The following is a 12801-nucleotide window of genomic DNA, read 5'->3' as shown; positions in this document are numbered from 1 at the left end:
GGCCGGGACAGCGCCCGCGCTCTGCTCGGGGCCCGCCGCGCCGACCGGTTGGACAGCCAGATCGAGCGGGGCGGCCTGTGGGCGGTGGTCGGTCAGCGTTTCGTGCCCGGCGTGTCCGACGCGCTGGCGTCGTATGCCTTCGGTGCGTTCGGGGTGCCGTTGTGGCAGATGGCGGTCGGGGCGTTCATCGGATCGGTGCCCCGCGCCTTCGTCTACACCGCTCTGGGCGCCTCGATCGGTGACCTGTCAGCCCCGCTGGCCTACACGGCGATCGGGGTCTGGTGCGTGACGGCCGTCATCGGGGCGTTTGCCGCGCACCGCGGCTACCGCTCGTGGCGCAACCACCATGACTCCGGGGCCGATCCGGCCCCGGAGCAGACCTAACCGGCTAGCGGCCGAAACCCGCGTTGCGCAACGCCTCGGCCATCGAACCCATCGGCTGATTCGACTCCCGACGCCCGGAGTTCTTGCCGCGGTTCTGGTTTCGCCGATCCCCGCCGCGGCCCTGAGCGCCGCCGCCGTCCCGACGGCCCTGGCCACCCTGGCCGCCGCGGTCATTGCGGTCGGGCCGCTTGCCCTGCTGCGGCGTGTCGTTCAGCCGCAGGGACAGCCCGATCCGCTGCCGTTCCACGTCGACGTCGACGACCTTGACCTTGACCACCTGCCCGGACTTCACCACCTCGTGCGGGTCGGAGATGAACCGGTCGGCCATCGCCGAGACGTGCACCAGGCCGTCCTGGTGCACACCCACGTCGACGAACGCGCCGAAGGCCGCGACGTTGGTCACCACGCCCTCCAGCACCATGCCCACCTTGAGGTCGGCGACCTTCTCGACGCCGACGGCGAAGGTGGCCGTTGAGAACGCCGGCCGTGGGTCACGCCCCGGCTTCTCGAGTTCGGCCAGGATGTCGGTGACGGTCGGGATACCGAACCGGTCATCGGCGAAGTCGGCGGGCTTGAGCCCGCGCAGGGTGCGCTCGTCGCCGATCAGCTCGCCCAGCGTCACGTTGGAACGGTCCAGGATGCGTCGCACCACCGGATACGCCTCGGGGTGCACGCCGGAGGCGTCCAGCGGGTCCTCCCCGTCACGGATCCGCAGGAAGCCCGCGCACTGCTCGAAGGCCTTGGGGCCCAAGCGCGGAACGTCGAGCAGTGCCTTGCGGCTGCGGAAGGCGCCCACGCTCTCGCGGTGCGCCACGATGGCCTCGGCCAGCGATTCGGTGACCCCCGAGACCCGGGCGAGCAACGGCACCGAGGCGGTGTTGAGATCAACGCCCACCGCGTTCACCGCGTCCTCGACCACCGCGTCGAGACTGCGGGCCAGCGAGCCCGGCGTCACGTCGTGCTGGTACTGCCCGACACCGATCGACTTCGGGTCGATCTTCACCAGCTCGGCCAGCGGATCCTGCAGCCGGCGGGCGATCGAAACCGCACCGCGCAGTGTCACATCGAGGTTGGGCATCTCCCGGGCCGCGTACTCGGAAGCCGAGTACACCGACGCGCCGGCCTCACTGACCATGGCCTTGGCGGGCGCCTTGGCCCCGGCAGAGCGGATGTCAGCGATCAGCTCGGCGGCCAGCGCGTCGGTCTCGCGCGAGGCGGTGCCGTTGCCGACCGCGATTAGCTCGACGTCGTGCCGGGCGATCAGCGCAGCCAGGGTGGCCTTGGCCTGGTCCCACTGCTTCTGCGGCTGGTGCGGGAAGATCGCGCAGGTGTCGACGACCTTGCCGGTGGCGTCGACGACGGCGACCTTGACCCCGGTGCGGAACCCCGGGTCCAGGCCCAGGGTGGCGCGGGTCCCGGCCGGTGCCGCCAGCAGCAGGTCCTTGAGGTTGCGGGCGAACACCGCCACGGCCTCGTCCTCGGCGCGCTGCCGCAGCCGGATACGCGCGTCGACCGCGGCCGAGATCATCAGCTTGGCGCGCCAGGCCAACCGCACGGTGGTGGCCAGCCACGGCGTGGCCGGGGCCTTGGCGGTCATGTCGATCCCGAGTGCCTGGGCGATCATCGCCTGGTACTGCTCGTCCTCGCCGCCGTCGAAGTTGAGCGACAGCGCCTGCTCCTTCTCGCCGCGCAGCACGGCCAGCACCCGGTGCGACGGCATGTTCTCCAGCGGCTCGGAGAACTCGAAGTAGTCCCGGAACTTCTGCGCGGCAGGGCTTTTCGCCGCTTCTTCGGAGAACGGTCCGGTGCGCAGCGAGCCGTCGGCCCAGAACTTCTCCCGGGTCGCGCCGACCAACTCGGCGTCCTCGGCGGCCCGCTCGATGATGATGTGGCGCGCGCCTTCCAGCGCGGCGGGCGCATCGGCGACGGCGTCGTTGAGGAACTCCGCGGCCACCTCGTCGGGCACCAGCGTCGGATCGGCCAGCAGCCGATCCGCCAGCGGCTCCAGACCCGCCTCCTTGGCGATCTGGGCCTTGGTGCGCCGCTTGGGCTTGTAGGGCAGGTAGATGTCCTCCACCCGGGCCTTGGTGTCGGCCGACATCAGCGCGGCGCGAAGTTCGTCGGTGAGCTTGCCCTGCTCCTGGATCGAGGCCAGCACGGCCTCGCGGCGCTGGTCGAGTTCACGCAGGTAACCCAGGCGTTCTTCCAGGGTGCGCAGCTGGCTGTCGTCGAGGCTGCCGGTGACCTCCTTGCGGTACCGGGCGATGAACGGGACCGTCGCGCCCTCGTCCAGCAGGGCCACCGCGGCGGCGACCTGCCCCTCGCCCACGGCGAGTTCCTCGGCCAGACGGGCGGTAACGGATCTGATGGTTCCGACGGTCACGCTCTGAGTCACGTCGGAGGACCCTACCGAATCGGACGGACAACACCGGGTCACGGTGAACTGTGTGTCCGCACACGAAAAAACGGCCCCGGATTTCTCCGAAGCCGCTGAGGTGATGGTGGTCCCGGCTGGGTTCGAACCAGCGACCTTCCGCGTGTGAGGCGGACGCTCTCCCACTGAGCTACGAGACCGTGGGAACGACGTCGAACACTAGCACGCATCAGCGCCCAGACCCGAATCGGTGCCCACCCGATCGACTTGTTCCGTTTGCCGAATATGCACGTCGATGCGCGCGTATGGTCACCCGTCATGGTTCACCTGCGGGTCCGCCCGACGGCCGTCGGCGGCGCGGTTTTTGCTGCTAGCGCCCTGTTTACCGGCTGCCACAGCGCGCCGACACCCGTGACAGATCCGGGATCGGCCGTAACGGCGAACATCCGCAGCGTGTCCGGGCTGATGAACCGGCAGGTCGACGAGCCGACCGGCTTCACGTCCCCGTCGGGCAACGTGCGCTGCCTGCTCGACGCCACCACGGCCCGCTGCGACATCACCGAACGTAGCTGGGCCCCGCCGCTGCGGCCGGCCAGCTGTGAGCTCGATTACGGCCGGGGCATCACGCTGCGCCCCGGGCGGCCCGCCGCCTTCGTCTGCGCCGGCGACAGCACGCCGAGCGCGGACACCCAACTGGCGGAGCATGACTCGATCACCGCCGGGACCCTGCGCTGTGAGAGCACCGGCACCGGCGTCACCTGTCGCGACACGAAGTCCCGCCACGGATTCGCGCTATCACCGGAGGCCTATCACCTGTTCTGAAACACCGTTTTTGGCCGCCCTTTGCCCTCCCGTAATGGGGATTTGTGTCTGCGCACGTCCGTGGACTAATGTTCTGCATCGCGACGGGCGACGATCTCGCTCGTGGCGCGCGGATGTAGCGCAGTTGGTAGCGCATCACCTTGCCAAGGTGAGGGTCGCGGGTTCGAATCCCGTCATCCGCTCGAAGGTGCGATTGTGGCATCAACCCCAGCGGTGGAGTGGCCGAGTGGTGAGGCAACGGCCTGCAAAGCCGTGCACACGGGTTCGATTCCCGTCTCCACCTCCAAGTACGAGTTTCAACCCGCGCGATTAGCTCAGCGGGAGAGCGCTTCCCTGACACGGAAGAGGTCACTGGTTCAATCCCAGTATCGCGCACCAACATTAGTGCAGATGAGGCCCGGTTTTACCGGGCCTTCGTCGTATCTGCGCAATAAACGCGCAATAGGGCTGGCGGGTGTTCACCGCGGAGGTGCGCCAGTCATTTGACGCAGAACAGCACTCCAACAAACTCGTCACCCGCTTGGTTTCCCGTGGCTAGGGTGTGGCGGGACGAGCGACTGCCAACCGATACGACTGTCCGCGCAGTCCTCATTCGGACACCGCTAGAAAAATCACCGGGTACACCTCGCGCTCGGGGTTCCGACCTAACATCCATGGGCCGACCGCAGCGCGCACCGAGCGGCGTTGTCATCGAAGCGCTCCCCGGTCGACCTCAAACCCAGCTGCCTCAAGCTCGTTCGCAACGTCTATCCGCCATTCACGACCTTCGAGGCGGATATGAACGATGCCATCGGTATCAGACGGACGCTCAACACCCGGCTCGAAGAGGAGCATGACGTTTTGCCGCCCCAAGATGCCGAAGAAGTAGCCCAATTCAAGAACCACATTTTGTCGTGCCCTCTGCCGGTCGTCAGCATCCGATGCCAGGCGACCAAGATCATCCGCCGTTGCCACCACGATGGCGTAAGCCGCCTTCTGAGCGGCGTCTTCAAGCTTCTCGATGATCGTCGCCCCGCCACTCGTCTGCTCATGCAGGATCACAGGCCTAGAGCCGGTCAGATCATGTACAAACCGAGCGACCGTCTCCTTGAGCCCGTCATTGCGACCGTGGACGATGAATATCTGGTCGCGAGTCACCGAGGGCTCGGAATTAGAATCGGCCGGGAACTCATCCTCAATCTCCACCTTGGTCTTCGCGGCCTCAAGTAGCGCTACCCCCTTCAGGACCCCCCTCCTGCGGGCAGCATCATAAGACGACTGTGGAGTTCTGTCGGTGGCAAACCCCAACGTGTATTTGATCTTTCGGAAGTCTGCTACCAGCGAGTCGGTATCGCCCACCGCGTGCCGAAGCACCACCTCTGTCCGGGCCTTCCAAGCATCGAAATTCTCCGGGCTACCGCCCTTGGCGTTCCCAATCTGCTCATCCAAGAGATGGAGCTTCTTCGCAGTCGTCAGTTTCACAAGCAAAGACCATCTCAGATTGAGCAGGGTCCGTCAGGCAAACCGCGTTTGTGCGCTCGGCAGGCAAGCAGTCGCAGGCGAGAAACGTCAGCGGCGGCAAGAACCTCAAACGGAATGCCCGGTTAGGCACCTGTGGTGATCGATGGCCTGCTTGATTAGCGGGCGAGCGCCGAACGCTCAGCTAACTCGCGGGTGATAGTCTCCGATCATTCCGGAGGGGGATCACGGATGACAGACCGTCTTTCAGTTGACGATCAAGGCTTGAACGCAGCGGCCCAGAGCAGTGCGGATATCGCCGACTCGCTGGAAGCAACCGAGGCCCGCACGAACACGGGCAGCCAGCCCAGCCACGCGGGCGTCTCGGCCATCGACGCAGCACTAGCGTCGGCGCGCGACCGGCAAGCCGCGCGAGTCAGCCACCATGCGCAGTACTTGAAGATTGGCAGTGCGGTATACCGCCATGCTGACGATGACGGGGCAGCCTCGGTCATGAGGACGGTATGAGCCCAGCAGCAAACGCCGACGCAGGGATGACGCGGTCCCAAATCGAGCACTGGGACATCACTCACCTGGAAGACTCAGCCACACGGTGGCGGGCGTCGGCCGCAGAGTTTGAGGAGTTATTCGCTCAGCATCTCCAGAACGTCAGCGGAACCGAATGGGAAGGCACCGCCAAGGACGCCGCCCTGAGCCGGGTCAACGCAGACTCGTCAGTGGTCGGCCGCCACGGTGAAATTGTGCGGGCCGCTGCCGACCTCGCAGACAGCAGCGTCGCGGACTTACGAGCCGCTCAACGCGCAGTGATCACTGCGATTACCGAAGCTGAAGCGGACGGGTTCCGGGTCAGTGAGGATTTGAGAGTCACAGATGCCCGCCGATACGACATCACCACGATCCTTGACCGCAACCGCGCCCTCGCCGAGCATGCCGAGAACATCCAGTGGAACGCCAACCAACTCCTGGCCGCCGACGCTCTGATCGGTGAACGGCTCACTTCCAAGGCCGCTGAACTGGACGGGATCACCTTTGACGGCGAACGTGGCCGTGAGGGTACGGTCCAGTTCGTCAACAACGAAGAACGGCAGTCACCCAAAGACGAGGCTGTGGACCGTGCGGCCGAGCCGCGAAACCCCATTCCCGATCAGCCGTGGCCGCCCCCGGGTACTCCGATTGACGGGTCAACACCCGGCGGCGACCCGTACTACCCCAACGGCCTCGGTGACCCGGTGCCCGGTACACAGCTGCCGTCGAAACCTGAGCCACCGAAATGGACCCCGGTCGACCCTGGTGCCGGGCCATTCGGATCATGGGAGCCGCGCAACCCTGGAGACGCACTCTCCAAGACCACCATTCAAGCCGGAATTGGGTTGAAGGAAGACGAGGTGCCCAACGCAGCACGGAACCTGCGCCACTACCTAGGCGTCAGCGGCGAACCGCTGGAACAAGATGTCAACCAGATGATGAACGACATCCCCGGCTTCCAACGCGGTGTCGACGAGACCGCCCAACGCCTCGGGGCAGATGCCATCAACCGTGCGCAGACCGCCGGAGCTACCGGCCCGTTGACGTTCCCGGTCAACACCGAGTGGGCCGGAATGGCCGCTCGCGAAAACAGCGTTGGCGCCGAACATGATTGGTTTCTGGCCTCCGGTAACTTTGACTACAACCTGTCTGGACAGGTAACGGTCTATCCGCCAACAGAACCCGGTGGACAGTGGACGTACTCAATGGACACCGACGTGAACATGCGGGACCGCTACAACTGGGATATTGGGAAGCAGACCCAGATCATGGGTACTCCCATCACTGACTCTCAGATGGCTCGGCTTCACCTGATCGGCTACGCACAGGAGTTCACTATGGTCGGCAGTACTGGGATTCACCGTGCAGGCTAGGCGCCACGCACTCGCATGCTCGCTGCTGATGGCTTGCATCGCGGCGGCAGGATGCACAGGAGGACATGATGTTCCGACCAACGCGCCTTCGACCACGACGGTGGTCGCGCCGCAGTCTTCGCTGCAAGAAGCCCAAGAAGTCATGGGCTACTTCAACGTCGCGCTGCCCACTAACGCGCGAGATGTACAGGTTGTGAAACCGCCGCCGGAACGCTTCCGGGCCAAAGCTCTGGTGAGTTTCAATGCACCCCGCGAGCAGGTGATTCAGCAGACCTGCGCTGGCTTCAAACAGGTATTCCCCAACGATCGCCCCCCGCTGATAAACGAGTCATACGAAGGGCAGATTCTGCAATACGCCGACGTCACCATTAACCGCGACGAGTACGGATTCTGTAGCCAGTACGAGCGAGGCCGCAAGGTTCTCGTACTCGTCCCCCGCACCGAGGGCGTCACGCATGTCGTGCTTTACCACGTGCCAGCGCGCTGACCGAAGAACGAGCCGATTTCAACGGCAGATCCGCACACCCCTATCGACGATGACTGCACTGAGGTTGCCCTTTTCGCATCCACACAGGCCTCTCGCGGTCCCGACACAAGAGGCCTAACGTGGAGTGATGGCAGCAAATGCGATCTCCATCGCGGACGCGGTAGTCGGATCTCGCATCGTTTTCGCCGGCCCGGACAGCCCACTGGAGGGCGCGTTCAGGGTTCGCGAGAGCAATCCGCTCGATCTCGGCAAGGTCGCGGTCATCCTGCAACCCGTTGACGGCGGTGCCGATGTGGAGGCGACGCTACCGGGCGACACCAGCGTCAGCGTGTTCACCGGCTGACCCTGCGGATCCGGACGGGCCGAGCTGGGCCCGTCGGTCGGCCGCGCCGACGGCACGCGCGGGATCTGGACCTCAATTCGCCTGCCGGCAAATCACTTTGACGTCATCTCCGCAAGGCCGGACCCCGCTAATTGCCCGCCGGCACCAGTGGTGGCGCGGGTGGGACGGGCAGCGGCAGGATTCCGGCGGGCGGAGCGGGGTTCGGCACGACCGGGCCGATGGGCGGTGGCGGCAGTACCTCGGCAACGGGCGCNGGTCCGCCGGGTTCTTGGCGAGGGCGGTGGCCAGCACCCGGTCGAGGCCGGCCAAATCGGGCCGGGTGTCGGCCAACGCCGGCGGCTTGGAGTTGACGTGGCGGCTGACCATGACGGCGGGATTGGCGTGTGCGAACAGTTGCCCACCGGTCAGCAGGTGGTAGGCCGTGCAGGCCAGCGCGTACTGGTCGGCACGCGCGTCCACGTCCTCGCCCACCAGTTGTTCAGGTGCGGCATAGCCGGACCGATCCCGGTGATCGCGAGCGATACCGAAGTCGGTCAGCACGGCGCGCGGCTGGGCCTCACCCTCGACGTCGGTGAGGATGATGTTGGCGGGCCTGACGTCGCGATGCAGCACACCGTGCTTGTGTGCGTAGTCGAGCGCTCCGGCGACCGCGATGATGATGCTGAAAACCTGTTCGCGGGGCAGGCCATTGGGATATCGCTGCTCGAGCAGACCAGCGAGGTCGGTGCCGTCGACGAAGTCCGTCGCTACCCAGAGCCGTCCCTCGTGTTCCCCGTGGTCATGGACCCTGGCTATGGAGGAATGCCACAACGTGGCGGCCAAATCCGCCTCGCGGCCGAGCCGCTCCCGATACCCGGTCTCGGCGGACCACGCCTCGGGCAGCACCCGCAGCACGTCGTGGCCAGGACGCCGGGGATGCTGAGCCAGGTACACCTCCCCCGCCCCGCCCGAACCCAGCAGTCGAACGATCCGGAACACGGCGAACGTCTCACCGACGTTGAGCGGCATCCAGGAATCCTACGAACTGTGCTGTGACGACCGCCACCGGCATCCGGGTCACCGGACGCGCCCTGCGCCCAAACCGCCACGTCAGACCGCACCAATCCGCTGGTGGGCACCGTTTACGTTGCCCCACAAAGCAAGTCAGAGCGAGGGATTTGTGCCTGCGTACATCGGTGGGCTACTGTTCTGCTCCGCGACGGGCGACGATCTCGCTCGTGGCGCGCGGATGTAGCGCAGTTGGTAGCGCATCACCTTGCCAAGGTGAGGGTCGCGGGTTCGAATCCCGTCATCCGCTCGACGATGAGGCGATCGCCTCCTGAATTCGCTGGGTCAGCGCCGGATCCCAACCCCGCGGGGCCAGAATGTCGACCCACAGATCGGCGGCGTCCGGCCCGAAAGCGTGTCCATAGCCGTAGGGCACGTCGGCGGAGAAGATCATGTCCAGTGTCACCTGCCAGAACGTGACGAACGGCAGCCACCGCATCCCCGGGTCCACATCGGGACCCAGCGGTTCCCGCAGCCAGTCCGGGCGATGCAGCAGCAGGTCGAACGACCACCAAGTGATCGGGTCGCTGGCGTGCTGCCAGAACACCACCCGCGGAAACTCCCACGGGCCGGGCAGTTCCACATCCGAGGTCCGGGACGCGAAGCGGATGTGGCGACCCTCGTCGACGACGGGCAGGCGCTCCAGCGAACCGGGATCCCGGCCGACCGTGATCCCGGCCCAGGGCTGGGCGAAGTTGGGGGTGCCGACCAGCAGGGCACCATCGGTGCGCCCGACGATGTCGGCTCCGGACGCGAACGCGGATTGGCCACCGAACGAACCCAGGCTCTCGCCGAACACCACGAGTTTCGGCCGCGTGGCTTCCGGTAGCCCCGCCCAAACCCGGTGCACCGCTTCGAACAATGCCTGACCGGCCAGCCGCGGCGTCTCCCGATCGGCGATGAACGACAGGGCGCTGGGCAAAAACGAATACTGCATCGACGCAATCGCGGTGTCCCCGGCGTTGACGTATTCGAGCGCGGCCGCGACGTTCGGGTTCACCCAGCCCCTCCCCGTCGTCGTCACCACCGCCAGCACCTTGCGGTCGAAGGCGCGGGTGCGATGCAGTTCGGCGACCACCTGCTCGGCGATGCCCGCGACGCTGTCGGCGGAAGTGCGGCCCGCGTAGACCCGGATCGGAGTCCGCGCCGGGGAGCCGGTCACCTTCGCGATCTGCTCGGCGTTCGGCCCGCCCGCCACAAACGTGCGACCCTCCCGGCCGAGGGTGTCCCATGCCTGCGCCGACGCCGGCGAACCGGAGCGCTCCGGCGCACTCGGTTGCCTCACTCCCTCGGCGGTACTCTTGTCGGCCACCTTGGCCGATCGTTCGGCCATACCCAGCAACCCACGGTGTAGCGCACCGTCGAGTGCGGTCACCACCAGCGCCACCACGACCACCACCGCGGTGAGACGGGCGACCGGACCCGGCACCACCCGTCCACCAAGGACCGTCAAACGGTTTGTCGCCCAGCGCAATCCACGGCCTGCCGCCACGAGCGCCACCGCGATCACCAGAGCGATGAGTAATACCAGCAGGTAGAAGGACCGCTCGGTGCGCGGCATCCCGATCAGGTCACGCAGGATCTGCTGCCACCAGGACCCGAGCACCAAGAATGTCGGCACCACCACCGCTGCGGCGACGGCCAGCATCCACCAGCCGATCCTGCGGGTGCGCGGTGACCACTGTGCGCGGATCCCGCAGCGGCGCACCACCCACGCCGCCGCACATCCCATCCCGTAGCCGATGGCCACGCTGATACCGGTCGCGACGCCCTGCAGGTACCAGGCCCGCGGCAGCAGCGAGGGACTCATCGACCATGCGAAGAACAGCAGCGCGACCGCCAGTCCGACCGGATGCAGCGTGCCTGCCGCGGACGCCACGCGGGCCGGGACGGGCAGGGCCCGCAAGGCATGCAGCACGAGATACCACCGTTCTTCAGTTGGGGTATCGAGACTGTAGTGGACGGTACGAAACCGCCCCCGGAAGTAAGCCTGCACTAACAGAAACCGCTGGCAGGGCGGGCGTTAGACTCGAGCGTGCCCAGGATCAGCGCCTCATCGGTCGAAGAACACCGCGAGCAGATCCAGCAGCGCATCTTCGAAGCCTTCGCCGCCCTGATGACCGAGCACAGCTTCGACGCGATCACGATGGCCAAGCTCGCCGCCGAGGCCGGCATCGGCCGGACCGCGATCTATCACCACTTCCCCGACAAAGAGTCGGTGGTGATCGCCTTCGCGTCCCATGAGACGAGCCGCTACCTCGACGGACTGCGGGCCGCCCTGTCCGAGGTCGACGATCCCGTTGGGCGGCTCAAGGTCTACATCCGGCACCAGCTCGAAGCCGGGCAGGAATTTCACATGGGCATGGGCATGCAGCTCTACGGCGCGTTGTCGAACGAGACGATGCTGGCCATCCGCGACCACGTGGTCGCCGTCGAGGACGTGTTGCGCGAGATCCTGGCCCAGGGCGTAGCCGACGGGAAGTTCGTCGTCGACGACGAGGCCGCCACCATGTCATTGATCCACGCGTGCCTGGCGCCGCGCCATCTGGCGGTCACGGCCATCGAACGATTCGTCCTGCGTGCACTGTCGGCCGAAAGGTAAGCCCCCACACCGCACGACCCGGTGCTAGGTTTTCTGACAGTTTGTCGGCATGATGTTGACAACCTGTCGTTAAAACCGTCTGGAGCCAGAGTATGCCGAGCGCCGTTGTCCCCGAGGCCGTCCGATCGCTGTCCGTCGCCATGCGCGAGGACTCGCGAGGCGAGCACGACGCCGCCGAGCACTCGTCGTTCATGTCGGAACTGCTGAGCGGCCGGGTCAACGAGCAGGGCTACGTCGACTATCTGCTGCGGCTGCGCGCCGTCTACCGCACGCTCGAGGACACCGTCCGGGCCCGGCGCGACGACCCCGTGGTCGCCGCCTTCTACGACCCGATGCTGGAGCGGTCGGCCACCATCGACGCCGACCTCGACCACTGGGCACGCGGATCGGCCCGCGAGGTCGACTCCCCCGCCGCCCGCGCGTACTGCGCCCGGATCGCCGAAGCAGGCTGGGGCGGAGCGCTGGTGGCCCATCACTACACCCGGTACCTCGGCGACCTCTCCGGCGGCCAGGCCATCGGCCGGATCCTCGACCGAGCCTTCGGCTTGGCCGGCGCCGGCCTGTCGTTCTACGAATTCCCCATGCGCGCAAAGCCTTACAAGGACGGCTACCGCGCCCGGCTCGACGCCCTCGATCTCGACCACGATGAGATCGCCCGCGTGGTGGACGAGGTGAAGGTGGCTTTCGCACTGAACCAGGCGTTGTTCGACGAACTCACCGCGAACCTGCCCGCGTACCGCCGCTGACCCAGACCTGAATTGACGATCGCGCCAAAACATAGGAAGTTCATACCCCAAATCGGCGGAAGTTAGCTTATGCTAACCATAGTTAGTCGCTGGGGGAGCAAAGAAATCGAGAGGAGACCCCGGGCCACCTGCACGCCTGCATCCCGGAAAACGCGATGACCATCTGCACCCCCACCTTCACAACAGCAAACGATGTCACCACGCCGCGCTGGGGTGATCCCCGATGACCGCCCCGGTGTGGATGGCCGTGCCCCCCGAGATCCACTCGGCCCTGCTCAGCAGCGGGCCCGGCGCCGGACCGCTGCTGGCCGCGGCCGGCGCCTGGGCCTCGCTCAGCACCGAATACTCTTCGGCGGCAGCCGAATTGACCACTCTGATGGGTACCGTGCAGGCCGGAGCCTGGGAGGGCCCGAGCGCCGATCGCTACACCGCGGCGCACGTTCCCTACCTGGCCTGGCTGAGCCAGACCAGCGCCAGCAGTGCCGGGGTGGCCGCCCAGTTGGAGACGGCTGCCGCGTCCTACACCGCCGCGCTGGCAGCCATGCCGACGTTGGCCGAACTCGCCGCCAACCGCGCCACCCTTGGCGTGCTGGTCGCCACCAACTTCTTCGGGATCAACACCATCCCGATCGCGGTGAAC

13 protein-coding genes and 5 tRNA genes are annotated in these 12801 nt (G+C 66.4%); 13 read left to right on the top strand and 5 right to left on the bottom strand.

Features of this window, described 5'->3' with window-relative positions:
• Positions 1 to 384, top strand: a 384-nt coding sequence (locus BN4332_RS02545) for a TVP38/TMEM64 family protein (protein WP_200820248.1), incomplete at its 5' end; no start/stop codon positions are given.
• A 4-nt stretch (positions 385 to 388) separates the two neighbouring features.
• Here BN4332_RS02545 and BN4332_RS02540 read toward each other — a convergent pair.
• Positions 389 to 2779, bottom strand: a complete 2391-nt coding sequence (locus BN4332_RS02540) for a Tex family protein (RefSeq protein ID WP_074132950.1) — start codon at positions 2777 to 2779, stop codon at positions 389 to 391.
• Positions 2780 to 2883: 104 nt separating this feature from the next.
• Positions 2884 to 2958 (bottom strand) — tRNA-Val (locus tag BN4332_RS02535).
• An 85-nt stretch (positions 2959 to 3043) separates the two neighbouring features.
• On the opposite strand from BN4332_RS02535, the gene BN4332_RS02530 reads away from it, so the two are divergent.
• From BN4332_RS02530 to BN4332_RS02515, 4 genes are all read left to right on the top strand, one after another.
• On the top strand, positions 3044 to 3580 hold the full coding sequence (locus BN4332_RS02530; protein ID WP_235654002.1) for a hypothetical protein: 537 nt from the start codon (positions 3044 to 3046) through the stop codon (positions 3578 to 3580).
• A gap of 109 nt (positions 3581 to 3689) precedes the next feature.
• Positions 3690 to 3762: transfer RNA gene (locus BN4332_RS02525), tRNA-Gly, on the top strand.
• Positions 3763 to 3792: 30 nt separating this feature from the next.
• Positions 3793 to 3866 (top strand) — tRNA-Cys (locus BN4332_RS02520).
• A 17-nt stretch (positions 3867 to 3883) separates the two neighbouring features.
• A tRNA-Val gene (locus tag BN4332_RS02515) sits at positions 3884 to 3958 on the top strand.
• Between the two features lie 309 nt (positions 3959 to 4267).
• On the opposite strand, the gene BN4332_RS33625 is transcribed toward BN4332_RS02515, so the two are convergent.
• Positions 4268 to 5041, bottom strand: a complete 774-nt coding sequence (locus tag BN4332_RS33625) for a TIR domain-containing protein (RefSeq protein WP_066897033.1) — start codon at positions 5039 to 5041, stop codon at positions 4268 to 4270.
• 228 nt (positions 5042 to 5269) lie between these two features.
• On the opposite strand from BN4332_RS33625, the gene BN4332_RS02505 reads away from it, so the two are divergent.
• The 4 genes from BN4332_RS02505 (at position 5270) to BN4332_RS02490 (ending at position 7766) form a co-directional block, all read left to right on the top strand.
• Entirely contained in the window at positions 5270 to 5545 is a 276-nt protein-coding gene (locus tag BN4332_RS02505) for a hypothetical protein (RefSeq protein ID WP_066897032.1), read from the top strand.
• Positions 5542 to 6936 carry a hypothetical protein gene (locus tag BN4332_RS33620; protein ID WP_200820247.1) on the top strand — a complete coding sequence of 465 codons (1395 nt, stop codon included), beginning with the start codon at positions 5542 to 5544 and terminating at the stop codon, positions 6934 to 6936. The genes BN4332_RS02505 and BN4332_RS33620 overlap by 4 nt, the downstream gene beginning before the upstream one ends.
• Positions 6937 to 6964: 28 nt before the next feature.
• Positions 6965 to 7423 carry a hypothetical protein gene (locus BN4332_RS02495; RefSeq protein ID WP_160110795.1) on the top strand — a complete coding sequence of 153 codons (459 nt, stop codon included), beginning with the start codon at positions 6965 to 6967 and terminating at the stop codon, positions 7421 to 7423.
• Between the two features lie 127 nt (positions 7424 to 7550).
• On the top strand, positions 7551 to 7766 hold the full coding sequence (locus BN4332_RS02490; protein ID WP_066897030.1) for a hypothetical protein: 216 nt from the start codon (positions 7551 to 7553) through the stop codon (positions 7764 to 7766).
• Positions 7767 to 7838: 72 nt separating this feature from the next.
• Here the strand turns inward: BN4332_RS02490 and BN4332_RS02485 are convergent, their stop codons facing one another.
• Entirely contained in the window at positions 7839 to 8774 is a 936-nt protein-coding gene (locus tag BN4332_RS02485) for a serine/threonine-protein kinase (RefSeq protein ID WP_066897029.1), read from the bottom strand.
• Between the two features lie 216 nt (positions 8775 to 8990).
• On the opposite strand from BN4332_RS02485, the gene BN4332_RS02480 reads away from it, so the two are divergent.
• Positions 8991 to 9063 (top strand) — tRNA-Gly (locus BN4332_RS02480).
• Here BN4332_RS02480 and BN4332_RS02475 read toward each other — a convergent pair.
• The gene (locus BN4332_RS02475; RefSeq protein WP_235654226.1) at positions 9055 to 10728 is read right to left on the bottom strand and encodes an alpha/beta hydrolase; all 1674 of its coding nucleotides are present in this window, start codon (positions 10726 to 10728) and stop codon (positions 9055 to 9057) included. The two genes, BN4332_RS02480 and BN4332_RS02475, sit on opposite strands and share 9 nt — an antisense overlap.
• A gap of 120 nt (positions 10729 to 10848) precedes the next feature.
• Here BN4332_RS02475 and BN4332_RS02470 point away from each other — a divergent pair, with 120 nt between their 5' ends.
• The 3 genes from BN4332_RS02470 to BN4332_RS02460 form a co-directional block, all read left to right on the top strand.
• A complete protein-coding gene (locus BN4332_RS02470; protein ID WP_066897028.1) occupies positions 10849 to 11415 on the top strand; it encodes a TetR/AcrR family transcriptional regulator in 567 nt (188 codons plus the stop codon).
• Positions 11416 to 11507: 92 nt separating this feature from the next.
• Complete coding sequence (locus tag BN4332_RS02465; protein ID WP_066897027.1) at positions 11508 to 12161, top strand: biliverdin-producing heme oxygenase; 654 nt, start codon at positions 11508 to 11510, stop codon at positions 12159 to 12161.
• A 223-nt stretch (positions 12162 to 12384) separates the two neighbouring features.
• On the top strand, positions 12385 to 12801 hold a 417-nt coding region (locus BN4332_RS02460; protein WP_160110794.1), incomplete at its 3' end, for a PPE family protein.

It is taken from the genome of Mycolicibacterium houstonense (assembly GCF_900078665.2).
GTDB classification, from domain to species: Bacteria; Actinomycetota; Actinomycetes; order Mycobacteriales; family Mycobacteriaceae; genus Mycobacterium; species Mycobacterium houstonense.
This window is presented reverse-complemented; position numbering and strand designations above follow the sequence as displayed.

What these genes read in the sequence shown, in the direction of transcription:
- BN4332_RS02530 (WP_235654002.1), top strand. Translation starts at nt 3,044, where the DNA reads ATGCACGTCGATGCGCGCGTATGGTCACCCGTCATGGTTCACCTGCGG.
- BN4332_RS02505 (WP_066897032.1), top strand. Translation starts at nt 5,270, where the DNA reads ATGACAGACCGTCTTTCAGTTGACGATCAAGGCTTGAACGCAGCGGCC.
- BN4332_RS33620 (WP_200820247.1), top strand. Translation starts at nt 5,542, where the DNA reads ATGAGCCCAGCAGCAAACGCCGACGCAGGGATGACGCGGTCCCAAATC.
- BN4332_RS02495 (WP_160110795.1), top strand. Translation starts at nt 6,965, where the DNA reads ATGGCTTGCATCGCGGCGGCAGGATGCACAGGAGGACATGATGTTCCG.
- BN4332_RS02490 (WP_066897030.1), top strand. Translation starts at nt 7,551, where the DNA reads ATGGCAGCAAATGCGATCTCCATCGCGGACGCGGTAGTCGGATCTCGC.
- BN4332_RS02465 (WP_066897027.1), top strand. Translation starts at nt 11,508, where the DNA reads ATGCCGAGCGCCGTTGTCCCCGAGGCCGTCCGATCGCTGTCCGTCGCC.